Annotated in this window: 12 protein-coding genes; all 12 read left to right on the top strand. The window is 39.8% G+C overall.

The window, feature by feature from the left end; genetic code table 11:
• Positions 1 to 14: 14 nt before the first annotated feature.
• The 12 genes from ACOEN1_RS05265 to ACOEN1_RS05320 all read left to right on the top strand — a co-directional run bounded on the left by ACOEN1_RS05265 (position 15) and on the right by ACOEN1_RS05320 (position 14,980).
• The gene (locus ACOEN1_RS05265) at positions 15 to 665 is read left to right on the top strand and encodes an HAD family hydrolase (RefSeq protein ID WP_422485448.1); all 651 of its coding nucleotides are present in this window, start codon (positions 15 to 17) and stop codon (positions 663 to 665) included.
• Positions 666 to 784: 119 nt separating this feature from the next.
• Positions 785 to 1,099: a cupin domain-containing protein gene (locus ACOEN1_RS05270; RefSeq protein ID WP_422485449.1), complete on the top strand. Its 315-nt coding sequence runs from the start codon at positions 785 to 787 to the stop codon at positions 1,097 to 1,099.
• 156 nt (positions 1,100 to 1,255) lie between these two features.
• Positions 1,256 to 2,539: a chloride channel protein gene (locus tag ACOEN1_RS05275; protein WP_422485450.1), complete on the top strand. Its 1,284-nt coding sequence runs from the start codon at positions 1,256 to 1,258 to the stop codon at positions 2,537 to 2,539.
• A gap of 77 nt (positions 2,540 to 2,616) precedes the next feature.
• Positions 2,617 to 3,771 carry a hypothetical protein gene (locus tag ACOEN1_RS05280; protein ID WP_422485451.1) on the top strand — a complete coding sequence of 385 codons (1,155 nt, stop codon included), beginning with the start codon at positions 2,617 to 2,619 and terminating at the stop codon, positions 3,769 to 3,771.
• Positions 3,772 to 3,810: 39 nt separating this feature from the next.
• Positions 3,811 to 5,070: a hypothetical protein gene (locus ACOEN1_RS05285; protein ID WP_422485452.1), complete on the top strand. Its 1,260-nt coding sequence runs from the start codon at positions 3,811 to 3,813 to the stop codon at positions 5,068 to 5,070.
• A gap of 202 nt (positions 5,071 to 5,272) precedes the next feature.
• Positions 5,273 to 6,640 (top strand): PhoH family protein, encoded by a 1,368-nt coding sequence (locus ACOEN1_RS05290; RefSeq protein WP_422485454.1) that lies wholly within the window; start codon positions 5,273 to 5,275, stop codon positions 6,638 to 6,640.
• Between the two features lie 121 nt (positions 6,641 to 6,761).
• Positions 6,762 to 8,534, top strand: coding sequence for an SLC13 family permease (locus ACOEN1_RS05295; RefSeq protein ID WP_422485455.1), 1,773 nt, complete (start codon positions 6,762 to 6,764; stop codon positions 8,532 to 8,534).
• 112 nt (positions 8,535 to 8,646) lie between these two features.
• Positions 8,647 to 9,105 carry a MarR family winged helix-turn-helix transcriptional regulator gene (locus ACOEN1_RS05300; protein ID WP_422485456.1) on the top strand — a complete coding sequence of 153 codons (459 nt, stop codon included), beginning with the start codon at positions 8,647 to 8,649 and terminating at the stop codon, positions 9,103 to 9,105.
• 35 nt (positions 9,106 to 9,140) lie between these two features.
• On the top strand, positions 9,141 to 10,892 hold the full coding sequence (locus ACOEN1_RS05305; protein WP_422485457.1) for an ABC transporter ATP-binding protein: 1,752 nt from the start codon (positions 9,141 to 9,143) through the stop codon (positions 10,890 to 10,892).
• On the top strand, positions 10,885 to 12,813 hold the full coding sequence (locus ACOEN1_RS05310) for an ABC transporter ATP-binding protein (RefSeq protein ID WP_422485458.1): 1,929 nt from the start codon (positions 10,885 to 10,887) through the stop codon (positions 12,811 to 12,813). Before ACOEN1_RS05305 ends, ACOEN1_RS05310 begins: the two co-directional genes overlap by 8 nt.
• Positions 12,814 to 13,053: 240 nt before the next feature.
• Positions 13,054 to 13,410 (top strand): cupin domain-containing protein, encoded by a 357-nt coding sequence (locus tag ACOEN1_RS05315; protein WP_422485459.1) that lies wholly within the window; start codon positions 13,054 to 13,056, stop codon positions 13,408 to 13,410.
• A 211-nt stretch (positions 13,411 to 13,621) separates the two neighbouring features.
• Positions 13,622 to 14,980: a GntP family permease gene (locus ACOEN1_RS05320; RefSeq protein WP_422485460.1), complete on the top strand. Its 1,359-nt coding sequence runs from the start codon at positions 13,622 to 13,624 to the stop codon at positions 14,978 to 14,980.
• The last annotated feature ends 24 nt before the right edge of the window (positions 14,981 to 15,004 follow it).

A 15,004-nucleotide genomic window follows, 5' to 3' on the forward strand; every position in this document is an offset into this window, starting at 1 on the left:
CTATGCCTTTGAGAATGGAGAATGTTAGGACCATATTTCTCGACTATGACGGAACTTTGCATAATAGCATGACAATATATGCACCTGCCTTTAAGAGGGCCTACGAGAATCTTGTTGACAAAGGCCATGCTGAACCAAAATCTTGGTCAGATGAAGAAATATCAAAATGGATAGGTTTCAATCCCAAAGAGATGTGGGAAAAGTTTATGCCTGATCTAAGCAAGGAATCAAGGGATTTTAGCAGTGACCTGATTGGCAGAGAGATGAATGAGTTGATCAGGAGAGGATACCCTGAATTGTACGAAAATGCCATTGATACCCTGGAGTACCTTAAGAACAAGGGATACATCCTTGTATTTTTAAGCAACTGCAGGAAAGAATACATGGAGAACCACAGGGAGCTTTTCAGTCTGGAGAGATATTTTGACAATATGATCTGCTCGGAAGAATATGGCTTCATGCAGAAGGAGGACATATTGAAAAAAGTAGTAGATAATTACCCCTGGGACATGGTAATGGTCGGTGACAGGAAAAAAGACCTGGATGCAGGCAAGGCCAGTGGAATTTTTACAATCGGTTGCAAATACGGATTTGGAACAGAAGAGGAGCTTACCGGTGCGGATACATTGATAGATGACATCTCAGAACTGAAGAATATATTCTAGCATAGGTTAAAGACATTAATATGGATTAGGAGGGTTCCTTTTGTAACAAGTGTTACGGAACTATATCTGATTAGGTGCTATGATATAACCATACAATATTAACTTTTGGAGGTATAGAGATGATAGAGCAGGTATTCAATTATTCAACGACGGATGATTTTGCAGTGGAAAAGCTTATATTCGACGACAACATCAACTACATTCATATGGTGTTTAACAAGGATGAAGGACTACCAGAGCATTTTTCAAACTCAAACGTATACATGACAGTACTAAGGGGAACACTTTCGATAGCACTCGGTGACCAGGAGGTACACAGGTATCCAAAGGGAAGCATATTGAAGATTCCAGTGGATATTAAGATGAATGTAAAGAACAGAGATGAAGAGACACTGGAGCTTATTGTTGTGAAGGCACCGGCACCAGTCAAGTAAGTCATAATACCACTTCGAAGAAATTACGGAGTGGTATTGCTTTGTCCAAAAGTTAACTATAGACTTTTCTTAACAATTGTTGCATTAAGGACAGTTTAAAAATAAAATAGACAAATATGTCTAAAAGTAAAAATACTTATACACAGGGAGATGATCATGGGAAAGATACAGGATTACGTAGGAAAGTATATGATAAAGTGGCTATTTGTAGCCACACTGGTTGGAATAGGAGGAGGAATTTTTGCATCCATCCTTAAGAAATCAATAGGATTTGTATCAGAATACGGAGATATTTTCCCCGTCTATCTGGCACCAGCAATTGGAGGGATGATCCTTATATTTATATACAAATGGGATAAGATGGCTGCAGGATTTGGAACAGACCACTACATATGTGAGGTAAACCAAAAGGAAGACTACATGAAATGCAAGAACCTATTCAGTAAGCTTTTGGCAACATCAGTTACCCTTGGCTTCAAGGGAAGTGGTGGGGTTGAGGGACCGATGCTTGTGATGGGTGGAGGAATTGCTGAAATAATTTCAAAAATTCCTTTTCTATCAAAGTTCTTTGATGCTCATGATAAGAGAATCCTTACAATATGCGGTGCTGCGGGAGCAATCGGTGCCATTTTCAGGTCACCTCTTGGGGGTGGAATTTTTGTTGTGGAGATACTTTACCATTCATCCCTGCACTACGGAGACCTTTTTCCAGCGATGCTGTCTTCAACGATGGGCTTTATTGTCTACAGCATGATTTCAAAATCAACGCCCTTGTTTGAGATGCCCGATTATATACCGGATGTTTACAATATTCCATGGTTCATAATAACTGCGATTCTAGCAGGAATAGTATCTATTGTCTTTATGAAGATATTTACAAAAATCAAGAACACTTTTGATGTAATGCCACTTAAGACTTTTCACCCAGTAATAGGCGGTGCCCTGACTGGTGTGGTAATTATTTTCTTTCCGGAAGTATCAGGTCTTGGTAATGAAATGATTCAGAGTCTAATTGATATAAACTTTCCAATAACATATCTTATATTGCTGCTTTTGGCAAAGATACTTGCAGCGTCATTTACAATAGGCTCTGGAGGAAGTGCAGGTCTTGTTATTCCAGCATTGTTCATTGGAGCCATTTCAGGAAATCTAGTGACAAGTGTAATTTCAGGTGGAGGAGATTTGGCTTTGGGCTCCTCTCTTGTAATTACTGGGATGGCAGCCAGCCTTGCCAGTATTGCCAATGTTCCGGTGGCAGCTGCAGTAATGCTTATGGAGATGGTCGGACTTAGACTTGGAGTACCTGCCACAATTGGAAGCATAATAGGCTATGCAATTGGTCATTCTCAGGTAATCTACGGAATCACCTGTCCCAATGAATGGCAGTATTCTGAGCTTTCGAAGCTTAAAAGGTTTGACGCAAATACAGAGAGTCATTAATATATGGGAATCTGATGGGAATCAGGTTCCTTTTTTAGTGTATGCATGTTATTATTATGTCATGGAGGGGTGAAAACATGACCAACAAGATATCAAAAAAAATATTCAGTTTTATCCTAGTGGTAATACTAATTATATTGGGAAGCTACCTTATGGGGTTTAGGTTATCAGAAGAACCAACGGACTCAAACGTGGCATCACATTTTATATTTGACTACTATACGGGTAGCATAGGAGGAAGGGTTGATGGTTCTGACAAGCTGGATAAGCTAAGCAGCCTAATGGATAAAGATACTTTTAAAGATGCAGCTGATGAGGGTCTAATATCAAAGGAAGGAATTGCAGGAAATGGATTTCTGGAGGAAATAGATACAAACCAAGTTATGTTATCACCTGTATCTGATGAGGATATGGAAAAGACATTCAAGTACCAGGCAAATACAAGGTTGAAACTTGGGGAGGATTCCATCCATACAGTTAGATTCAACGGTGAGATCACTGTCGGAGACCAGAGTGGAAGTTGGTTTGTAACAGGCTTTAATCCTGACTTTGAGAATATAGAGGTAATGACAACCTACGGAAGGTCCTATATAAGAATTGCTAATAGAAGCCATGAATCCATGGAAGAGGCTAAGGTTACATTTAATGGGATTGATCAGACCTTGCACCTGATGGGAGATGAAAGGGTCATTCAAATACAAATGCCATCAAACAGAGAGCAAATTTTTTCTGTTGAAGTGGTCCTTGAGGATGGGCTTACAGTCACAAACCAGTTTGATGGGGATTTTTCTGATGGGAAGAATGTTGACCTTGTAGTTCAAGAGAATGAAAAAGATCAGCTGGAAATAACTCATGCCTCTGTTCTTACTGGTATTACAGATGAGCTTAGGGAGATGGATTACTTACCTGACAGGCAGCTTGTGGAATATGAAGTCAGCAAGCTTTTGGGAGGGCGACCAATCCTAAAGACGGAAGCGGATGACAATGATAGCAGAAGCGCAATAATCAGAGCGCTGGCTGATCATTCTTTAAGATACAAAACTGTGGAAGAAGTCGATTTGAATGAGCTGGAAGAATATTATCGCATAGATGAGTACAGTACACTTAGTGGAGAGCCTAGATATTACGGTATTTTCATGGAGAATGACAAATATATACTCCAACGTGGTGATGGAGCTGCTTCGGAGATATCAGGTGAATCATACAAGGGGATAGTGGAGTTGTTAAATTGATTCCATGTTTATCGCTAGGTACAGATAGGAGAGGTCCAGATGAAATTTAGATTGAACAAGATATTATTATTATTCTTGCTTGTATTTGGGATAATGACATTGACCGGTTGCAGCACTGAGCTAGAGGGACCAATGGAAAAGGCGGAAGCATTCCTAAATCAATATTACACCGTCCAGGAATCGGAATTGGCTAACTTCTTCTATGAGGAGGTTGCCTTACCCTACGATCCTAAAATGGAAGCTATGGAATCCTTTGAGGAGTATGGGAAAATGGTGGAGGAAAAGTATAGCCCCTGGATGACGGAAAGAGGGTACCAGGATGCCTTGGCAAATAGATTCATTCCTGGTGTTGAAATGTTTGTGAAGAGGACCTACAATAAGATGGCGGCACAATCTGTTACCCTTTCCGGTGAACAGGACTATCAGGATGGCAGGATGTACTACTCCTATGCTGTGGATGTTCAAATCCAGCTGGAGGATGGGGAAACTGAAAACATACCCGTTGCAGGAGAACTTGTGATGGAGAAGGTTCAAGAGGAATGGAAGGTTGATGTGTTCATACCGAAGGCAGAGGGCTTGCAGGAACTTATGACCTACGGAGTATCCAACCTTAGGATAACCAACTGGGATGTTGAGGACAAGATCGGTTACGTGGAGGTCTCCTGGGAGGGTGGTTCAGGTGGAGCTATCAACGCAGATGAAACCGCAATGGGTCTTGGGGAAACATTTTCCTTCAGAATGCCCAGTGAGAAATATCTCCTCTTTAATGTAAAACTGTTTGATACTGAGGATAGGGCATTGGTTGAGTATGGATTTGAAACAAACTTCTCCTCCGGGAGAAATTTTCAACTATATATAATGTGGGATGAAACAAGGGAGAATGTTGTGTTGTCCGAGTCCTATGACAGTGCAATAATTGGCGGTGCTGAGGGTCCCACAGAGATTGTTGTTGTTGAGGAGGAAGGGGAATTTCAAAGGTCCGTAAAAATGACCCTGCAAAAGGTTGTAGATGGTCAGGTGGAAAGAACGGTTGAGATTGCTGACAGTTGCTCGGAGGATATGGTAACTGAAGTTGTTATGGACCATATGCTAAGATCAGCTGCCTGGGAGGGCATTGATGTAAGGGAACTAGATGAATACTACATACTGATGGATCATCTGTTTGAAGAGGGAGAAACCAAGGAAAACTACATCTATATTGACCAGGGTGAAATATTCTACCAGGCAGGTCTTGATGGAAGGAGATCAAATATAACCCAGGAAAGTTATGAGAAGGTAAAAAGCTTTTTTAAATATTAAAATAACGCAGAAAGAACCGGAACCGATGCAATAAAATTAAAAGGCATCGGTTCTATTATTTTTTTGTGTCATACAACATATAGTTGTTTTTTACAATAATTTTACTCAAATATACAATTTATTGATTTAAAACTTATGACAAATATAGTATAATAGAAATAGGAAGTTTAATACGGTAACTAAATAAAACGGAGGTCGGCCCATGAAAAAAACCTATGTGCTTGACACAAATGTTATCATCCAAACACCTGCTGCATTGTATTCCTTTGAAGACAACAGAGTTATTCTGCCGGTTGCTGTACTTGAGGAGCTGGACAAGCACAAGAATGACGATGCTGAAAGAGGAGCTAACTGCAGACAGGCCATAAGGTTTCTTGAAAGTTTAAGGACAAAGGGCAGTCTATATGAAGGAGTTATGCTGGATACAGGAGGGATGCTTAAGATAGAGACAAACTACACATCGGTGGATATCCCGGAAGGGTTCCACGGAGACACCTGTGACAACAGGATTCTTAAGGTTTGCAAGGGTCTGATGGAAAAGGGAGATAATGTAATCCTTGTAACAAAGGATATTATCGTAAGACTGAAAGCTCAGATGATGGGTGTCCCTGCTGAGGACTTCACAACTGAACAATCACCTAATTTTGAAGCACAATACACTGGAAGAATGGATGCATATATAAGCGACAAAGCCATGGGCGAATTTAAGAAGAAGGGATTAAGTCCTGAGAATGCATTTGTAATGGATGGTCTGGATAGAGTCAATGTTGACCCGGTTCCAAACCAGTTCTTTATTCTTCATTCGGAAACAAATGAAAAAAGCACACTTCTTGGAAGATTTGACGGAAACAAGATAGTTCCATTATGGAGTATAAACGAAGAACCATTTGGAGTGAAGCCAAGAAATGTAGGGCAGAGATTTCTTCAGGAGGCACTGATGCAGGATCCGGAAACGGCTCCGCTTGTAATAGTAAAGGGAACAGCAGGTACTGCAAAGACATTCTATTCGCTTGCAGTTGGATTGCAGCATACATATGAACCTGCAAGCAGAAGATACAGAAAGATTCTTATCACAAGACCAAATGTCCAGTTCGACGAGGATATTGGTTTTCTTCCTGGAACAGAACAGGAAAAGATTGCACCTTACTTAAGACCAATAATTGATAATCTGGAAATACTTGTAGACAGAAATGAAAATGAAAGATATAAAAATGAAAAACAACTAAAGGATAAGATAGACGAACTTTTCTACAGGGGAGTAATTGTGGCAGAGGCGATGAACTTCATTAGAGGTAGATCAATAACAAATACTTTCCTGATAATTGATGAAGCACAGAACCTTACTCCTAAACAGGTAAAGGGAATAGTCACAAGGGTAGGAAGAGGAACAAAAGTCGTACTTCTTGGAGATCCCCAACAGATTGACCATCCACTTCTTGATGAAAGGACAAATGGTCTAAGCTACGCATCCGAGAAGATGAAGGGAAGTCATCTTTGCTTCCAGATAACAATGAGGACTGATGAATGCTTGAGATCCATCTTGGCTCAGGATGCATCAACCAGAATGTAGATAGTAGATTGACTCAATATTGACCGGTACCGATGAAATAAGTTTCATCAGTGCCGGTTTTTGGTATATATTTGGAATAGAGTATTTATTAACCGGTGCAGGCAGATTGGAGATGACAACCATGACAACTGAAATATATATGATATTTGGATTGATTATTCTGATGCTCATTTTCTTCATCTGGGGAAAATGGAGGTATGATATTGTATCCCTGGTAACTCTGCTTGTGGCAAGTCTTACAGGTCTAGTTCCCATGGATGCGGTGTTTGAGGGATTTGGTCATCCTGCTGTCATTACCGTTGCAGCGGTACTAGTTGTAAGCAAGGGACTTATGAATGCAGGAGTGGTAGACTTTATGGCCAGGCATCTACTAAGGCTTGGAGATAATATCATGGTCCAGATGACATCTCTTGTTCTTGCAGTTACAGTAAGCTCAGCATTTATGAACAATATTGGTGCATTGGCTCTAATGATGCCTGTTGCGATAAAGATGGCCAGAAAGAACAATAAATCTCCATCAATTTTCCTGATGCCCCTTGCTTTCGGATCGCTTTTAGGAGGAATGACAACTCTTGTGGGAACACCTCCAAACATTATAATTTCAACTTTTAGGGCAGATTACACTGGAGAAGCTTTTAAAATGTTCGACTTCCTTCCTGTTGGAGGAGCAGTGGCGCTGGCGGGAGTTTTATTTATGCTTCTTATTGGCTGGAGACTTATTCCAAAGAGAACCGGCAGTAAATCCGAGGAGGATTTATTTGAAATAAAGGATTACATAACAGAATTGAAGGTACCCGAAGAATCAAAATACGCAGGAAAAACAGTTTATGAGCTTGAAGAAACAGTTGAAGGAGAGTTGAAGATAGTTTCAGTGATAAGAAATGACAAGAATTACGCTGCCCCTTCATTGAAACTAGCACTTGAAGAAGGGGATTCATTGATAGTTGAGGCAACAGCAGGAGAAATTCAGGAGATTCTGAATGCAACAGATTTGAAACTTGCAGATACTGATAAATTGTCACAGGAGGATATTAAAACAGATGAAGTAGAGATAATGGAAGCAGTGGTAATGACAAACTCCTTTATTATAGGCAGAACTGCAAAAGCAATGAGAATCAGAAGCAGGTATGGAATAAATATTCTTGGTGTAGCCAGGGAAGGAGTGAGAATTAATAAATCTCCAGACTCCGTTAAATTTATTGTGGGGGATATTCTTCTTTTGCAGGGTCATCCTGACACTTTGTCTGAAATGATCACACAGTGGGGTTGTTTACCTCTTGCTGGTAGAGGAATAAGCCTTGGGAAACCCAGAAGACTTGTTTCTGGTGTCCTGGTTTTTACGGCTGCCCTCGTTTTGACAGCCATTGGTCTTATTCCTGTACAGGTTTCATTTATGGCAGCTGCTGTGGTAATGGTTCTTGGAAACTTTATTTCACTTAAGGAAATGTATGAAAGCATTGACTGGTCAATAATTGTACTTTTGGGATCGATTATACCTGTTAGTAGAGCCCTTGAGACCACTGGCGGAGCCCAGCTTATAGCAAACAGTGTTCTGGGTCTTGCAGACAGGGTGCCTCTTTGGGCAATGGTAATGGCAGTACTGGTAATTTCAATGACATTGTCGGATATCGTCAATAATGCTGCAGCAGTCCTTATTATGGCACCCATAGCCATTGAGATTGCAGGCGGACTTTCAGCCTCTCCAGATGCATTCCTTATGAGTGTTGCAATCGGTGCATCTTGCTCATTCCTTACTCCAATAGGGCATCAGTCAAATACATTGGTTATGAGCCCAGGAGGATATAAGTTTGGAGATTATTGGAAGATGGGCTTGCCACTGGAAATAATAGTCGTTGCGGTAGCTGTACCACTGATTATGATTGTATGGATATAGGTACACTTGTATCTAATGAATGTTACTATTGACAAGTAAATATGATAGGATATATAATGTTGGAGGTCAAACAGTTAGGCATACAACATTATATTTTTTTACGGAGGAAACCATGAAAAGGAAAACAGTAGGAATGGAATTACGTTCACTTAACAATCTCTTAAAGAGATATATTGAGAATTCACAGCATTTCCAATATGCAAAGAAAATAACCGGAACAAATGGCTGGATAATAGCTTATCTTTTTGAGAATGAAGGAACTGACGTCTTTCAGCGGGATCTGGAAGAACGATTTACCATAACCCGCTCAACGATATCAAAGGTTCTAAAGCTTATGGAGCATAAAGGGCTTATCGAGAGATTAAGCGTGGAAGAGGATGCACGATTGAAGAAGATTGTTCTTACAGACAAGGCAAGGGAAATTCACCAGGCTGTAAAAAGCGATCTGATGGAGATTGAAACCAGGCTGATGAAGGACTTTTCACATGAGGAAAAGGAGCAGCTGCTCGTTTTTATAGACAGAATGAAAAGCAACATGGAGAGTCCATCTGAGAAGTCAGTGGATGAATAATAACAAAATCAATAATCAACATCGGAGGAAATAATATGATAAGAACATTGGCAAAAAGTATAAGGGAATACAAAAAGAATTCAATACTCACACCAATTTTTGTAATGCTTGAAGTTCTATTTGAGGTTATGATTCCCTTTATAATGGCAAGACTTATTGACCAGGGAATCGACGCAGGTAATATGGGCGTAATATATAGACTGGGCTTGCTTCTTCTAGCAGCAGCAGTGGTTGCCTTGACATTCGGCGCATTGTCCGGAAGAAGTGCCGCCATAGCATCAGCAGGATTTGCAAAGAACTTGAGACAGGATATGTTCTATAATGTGCAAGGTTTCTCCTTCTCAAACATAGACAAGTTTTCCACTTCAAGTATTATCACCAGGTTGACAACAGATGTTACAAATGTTCAGAATTCCTATCAGATGCTGCTTAGGATGGCATCAAGAAGTCCAGTCATGCTTACATTTTCATTGTTTGCTGCATTCAGCATCAACAGGCGTCTTTCCATGATTTTTCTTGGAGCAATGCCAATACTTGGTATAGGATTATTCTTTATTATAAAGAATGCTCATCCGATTTTCAGGCAGGTCTTTAAGACCTATGACAAGCTTAACAACATCGTCCAGGAAAACGTAAGAGGAATAAGGGTTGTAAAGGCATTTGTTAGAGAAGATCATGAAAGAAAGAAGTTTGAGGATATATCCAAGGAAATTTATGATAAGTTCACAAAAGCTGAAAAATTATTGGCCTTTAACATGCCTTTGATTCAGTTTTGCATGTTTGGGTCAATGCTTCTACTATCATGGTTTGGAGCCAGGGCGATTGTTACATCCGGAAACAATCCTGCTATAGGACTCAGTACAGGTCAACTGATGAGTCTTATGACCTATACAATGCAGATTTTGATAAGTCTGATGATGCTTTCCTTTGTATTCGTTATGATAACCATATCAAGGGCATCTGCTGAAAGAATTGTGGAGATTCTGGATGAGGAAACTGATCTAAAAAACAACGATAGCCCTGTGTATAGAGTGGATAATGGGAGCATAGAGTTCCAGAATGTTAGCTTCTGCTATTCAGACAAGGCAGACAAGATGGCATTAAGGGATATCAACCTTAAGATCAATGCAGGGGAAACCATAGGAATAATCGGTGGAACCGGTTCATCCAAGACAAGTCTTATTCAGCTTATACCAAGGCTATACGATGCTTCAAAAGGAACTGTAAAGGTTGGAGGTATAGATGTAAGAGAGTACGATTTAAAGACATTAAGGGACCAGGTTGCGGTTGTCCTTCAGAAAAACGTCTTATTTTCAGGAACCATTAATGAGAATCTTAGATGGGGAGACGAGAATGCCAGCGACAATGAAGTGGAGCGCATGGCAACCCTTGCACAAGCCGATGAGTTTATTCGTGAATTGCCAGATAAATATAATGCACATATTGAACAGGGAGGAAGCAATATTTCAGGAGGCCAGAAGCAAAGGCTTACAATTGCCAGGGCCTTGCTTAAAAAGCCCAGGATATTGATTCTGGACGACTCAACAAGTGCAGTGGATACAAAGACGGATGCTTTGATTAAAAGGGCATTCTTGGAAGAAATTCCATATACAACAAAGATCATAATAGCTCAGAGAGTATCCTCAGTGCAGGATGCCGACCGGATAATAGTGATGGATGATGGTGAAATAAAAGCAATTGGAACACATACAGAACTTTTGAAAGACAGCGACATTTATAGGGAAGTATATGATTCGCAGGTGAAGGGGGGTATGGCAAGTGCCTAGACCGATGGGAAAAGGTCCCCATGGAATGGGATCAGGAAGTATCAAAGATGTAAACAAAGGCACCGTAAAAAGACTCCTATCCTATGTAGGGAAATATAGAATCAGACTGATATTTGTTGTTGTTTCAATAATAATCAGTGCATTTACAGGAGCAATAGCTTCACTTTTCTTAAGGACACTTATTGATGACTATATAACTCCAATGCTGGTTCAGGCTGTACCTGACTTCTCTGGATTGTTCAGGGTAATTCTGATGATGGGTGGAATATACATTATTGGTGTACTTGCATCACTCTTTTACACAAGAACAATGGTGTCAATATCACAGGGAGTATTAAAGCGAATAAGGGACGAGCTGTTCTCTAAAATGCAAAGTCTTCCAATCAGATACTTTGATTCACACAGCCATGGTGATTTGATGAGTCACTACACAAATGACATAGACACTCTGCGCCAGATGATATCTCAAAGTCTTCCACAGATGTTTTCATCAGTGGTTACAATAGTGGCTGTGTTGTCGGCAATGCTATATCTCAGCCTTTGGATGACCGCAGTTGTAATCGTGTTTGTATTCATAGTTTTGAACATAGTAAAAATAATTGCCGGACGTAGCGGGAAATATTTTGTGGAGCAACAGAAATCCCTTGGCGATCTGAATGGATATATCGAGGAAATGATAAATGGTCTCAAGGTTGTAAAGGTATTCAATCATGAAGAAGTCGTTAAGAAGGATTTTGATGAGAGAAATGAGATTCTTAGGGATAATGCCACTAAGGCGAACAAATACGCCAATATCCTGATGCCAATAATGATGAACCTTGGATATGTGCTCTATGTTCTACTTGCAATAGTTGGTGGTATACTGGCAGTTGGGGGAATACAGAACTTTAGCATCACTGGAGCAGATGTTGTGACACTTGGTATGATTGCATCATTTCTTCAGTTATCCAGAAACTTTATCCAGCCTATTGCACAGGTGTCTCAGCAGCTGAATGCAGTTGTCATGGCAATCGCAGGTGCAGAGAGGATATTCAATCTGATGGATCAGGAACCGGAAACGGATGAGGGATATGTAACCCTGGTCAATGCGAAATACGAGAATGGTGAAATCAAAGAAGCTGACCACAGAACAGAAATGTGGGCATGGAAGCATCCACACGGAGATGGAACCACTACCTATACTCTCTTGAGAGGTGAAGTAAGGTTTTATGATGTGGATTTTGGTTATACCGAAGACGAAGTTGTCCTGCATGATATCACACTTTATGCAGAACCGGGTCAGAAGGTTGCTTTTGTTGGCGCAACAGGTGCAGGAAAGACTACCATAACAAACCTTATCAACAGGTTCTATGATATTGTAGATGGCAAGATCAGATATGATGGAATCAACATCAAGAAGATAAAGAAGGCAGATCTAAGAAGATCTCTTGGAATAGTTCTTCAGGATGTAAATCTCTTTACAGGAACAGTAATTGATAATATTAGATACGGCAGACTTGATGCAACCGATGAGGAATGTGTGGAGGCTGCAAAGCTGGCCAATGCAGATGGGTTTATCAGGATGTTACCGGAAGGTTATGAGACAGTTCTGACTGGAGACGGCGGGGGACTATCTCAAGGGCAGAGACAACTATTGTCAATTGCTAGGGCAGCCGTAGCAGACCCTCCAGTAATGATTCTGGATGAAGCCACATCTTCAATAGATACGAGAACAGAGTCCATTGTCCAGAAGGGGATGGATGCCCTGATGAAGGGAAGAACTGTATTTGTAATTGCCCACAGGTTATCAACGGTTCAGAATTCCGATGTGATTATGGTTCTTGAAAAAGGAAAGATCATTGAAAGAGGAAGTCATGATGAGCTGGTTGATGAAAAAGGGAAGTATTATCAGCTTTATACCGGTGCTTTTGAATTGGATTAAACTGAAAAACCGCTGCTGCCAATAAATGGTAGGTAGCGGTTTTAATAAAATGGAAAATATTTCTTTATTTTCAATAAAAACGTTTGCATAACAATATTTAACATGGTAGAATATGAATTAATATTAGTAAACATATTTTTCAATTATGGCGCTTGTAGCGTAGATGGAATAAATCTAAGCTGGAGCGGATAAATTATGACAATGTTTGTTAATTAATTAACTAGCGAAGGAGGGCAAAGAATGATTAAGAGAGAAAATGAAATGAAAGTGGCTGTGCATAAAGAGTTTTTAGGTGGAAAAGGAACTTTGACAAATATTCATTTCCTAGATATTGAAGATGCTGCGGGAAGTGGTAGATTGTTTGTAAGGAGTATTCTTGAACCTGGTAGTTCAATAGGCAACCATACACACAAAGGTGATTTTGAAGTTTACTATATACTGAAGGGAAAAGCTTTGGTGGATGACAATGGTATAAAAGTAGAACTTAATCCTGGTGATTCAATTCATACAAAGAATGGATCATTTCACTCCATTGAAAACATAGGAGAAGAAAATCTAGAGTACATTGCACTTATTCTATTCGATCAAGAAGCTTAATAATCCATAAAAATTTAAGAGACAATTTCTACAATTTGACCTTAAAGCATAAATCAGATTTTAAGAACCTATTCTGTGATGGGTTTCTTATATAAAGCTATCAAAAGACCAAAGGAGGTGAGATTACGAGTAATTCTTGTAAAAGCATAGATATAGATATGCTTGATTGTAATTTTACAAAATAAACACTACATTTAAGGAGGACGAGTTCATGGAAGCAGGCTTTGGTTCACTGATAGTTATGATTCTAAGTATAGTATTATTGGTATTTTCAATTATGAAGTTAAAGATACATCCCGTTTTTGCATTAATTATGGTAGCAGTACTGGCAGCTTTTGGTTTTGGTTTCCCTATTCAGGAAGTATTTCCAACAGTTACTGGTGGATTTGGAGGAACAATTGGAAATATTGGTATAGTAATTATTTTAGGTTGTTCCATAGGAGTAATTTTGGAAGAAACAGGTGGAGCAATGGTATTGGCAAATACCATATTAAAATGGGTAGGCAGAAAAAATGGAAAGTTAGCAATGGCGCTGACTGGATACTTGGTATCCATTCCTGTATTTTCTGACTCTGCAATTGTAATTATGTCGCCGGTAGCAAGAGCGCTTTCCGCTCGAGGAGCAATTCCTCTTGTAGCATTGCTTGGAGCTCTTAATGCTGGTATAATGGCTACTCACACCATGGTCCCACCAACACCTGGACCTATAGCTGCAGCAGGAACACTTGGAGCTGACTTGGGATTCATGATAGCCCTTGGACTTATTACTTCAGCAGCATATACATTTGTTGCAAGTGCTTGGTGTAGTAGTAAATATATGCTAAACAAGTATCCAGAACCAGCGGTTATGGAAAATGTAGATGTTGCAAGCGATGAGGATTTTGAATTAAAAAATCCTGATGGTAGACCATTACCAAATGCAGGAATGGCTTTTGCAAGCATCATAGTACCGGTATTATTAATCTGTTTTAATTCTTTTGGATCATTGCTGTTGGATGCTGAATCTACATTTAAACCAATTTTAGGTTTTATTGGACATCCAATATTTGCATTGTTTGTTGGAGTAGTTATAGCGCTTTTCATGGACAAGGAAAGTATAAGCTTAACAATTTGGCATAAATGGTTGAATGAATCTGTTGAGAAATCAGGATTTATAATTCTTGCAACAGGTGCAGCCGGAGCTTTCGGTGCTGTATTAAGAGCATCCGGAGTGGGTACATATCTAGGAGATATGATCGCCACAACTCCACTTCCGGCAGTATTTATACCATTCCTGGTATCTTTGCTGTTGTCAGTTGCAAATGGTTCAGCAACTGTTTCCTTGTTGACAGGATCAGCAATTATTCTACCCTTGATGCCTTCGTTGGGTCTATCACCAGTAATTGCTACTCTTTCAATAGCAGCTGGATCCTCCTTCTTCTATCATGCAAATGCGAGTCATTTCTGGGTTGTTCTTAAAGCAAATGGTGATTTACCAATGAGAGAAGGGTTCGATGTTGTTTCTATCCCAACTGCATTAGGTAGTTTAGCGGCAATGGGAGTTGTATTTGTAATGTCTTTCTTTTTCTAGAAAATATTGTATTTAAAAACTTGA

It is taken from the genome of Gudongella sp. DL1XJH-153 (genome assembly GCF_049310905.1).
GTDB lineage: Bacteria > Bacillota > Clostridia > Tissierellales > Tissierellaceae > Gudongella.

What these genes read in the sequence shown, in the direction of transcription:
- ACOEN1_RS05265 (WP_422485448.1), top strand. Translation starts at nt 15, where the DNA reads ATGGAGAATGTTAGGACCATATTTCTCGACTATGACGGAACTTTGCAT.
- ACOEN1_RS05270 (WP_422485449.1), top strand. Translation starts at nt 785, where the DNA reads ATGATAGAGCAGGTATTCAATTATTCAACGACGGATGATTTTGCAGTG.
- ACOEN1_RS05275 (WP_422485450.1), top strand. Translation starts at nt 1,256, where the DNA reads ATGGGAAAGATACAGGATTACGTAGGAAAGTATATGATAAAGTGGCTA.
- ACOEN1_RS05280 (WP_422485451.1), top strand. Translation starts at nt 2,617, where the DNA reads ATGACCAACAAGATATCAAAAAAAATATTCAGTTTTATCCTAGTGGTA.
- ACOEN1_RS05285 (WP_422485452.1), top strand. Translation starts at nt 3,811, where the DNA reads ATGAAATTTAGATTGAACAAGATATTATTATTATTCTTGCTTGTATTT.
- ACOEN1_RS05290 (WP_422485454.1), top strand. Translation starts at nt 5,273, where the DNA reads ATGAAAAAAACCTATGTGCTTGACACAAATGTTATCATCCAAACACCT.
- ACOEN1_RS05295 (WP_422485455.1), top strand. Translation starts at nt 6,762, where the DNA reads ATGACAACTGAAATATATATGATATTTGGATTGATTATTCTGATGCTC.
- ACOEN1_RS05300 (WP_422485456.1), top strand. Translation starts at nt 8,647, where the DNA reads ATGAAAAGGAAAACAGTAGGAATGGAATTACGTTCACTTAACAATCTC.
- ACOEN1_RS05305 (WP_422485457.1), top strand. Translation starts at nt 9,141, where the DNA reads ATGATAAGAACATTGGCAAAAAGTATAAGGGAATACAAAAAGAATTCA.
- ACOEN1_RS05315 (WP_422485459.1), top strand. Translation starts at nt 13,054, where the DNA reads ATGATTAAGAGAGAAAATGAAATGAAAGTGGCTGTGCATAAAGAGTTT.
- ACOEN1_RS05320 (WP_422485460.1), top strand. Translation starts at nt 13,622, where the DNA reads ATGGAAGCAGGCTTTGGTTCACTGATAGTTATGATTCTAAGTATAGTA.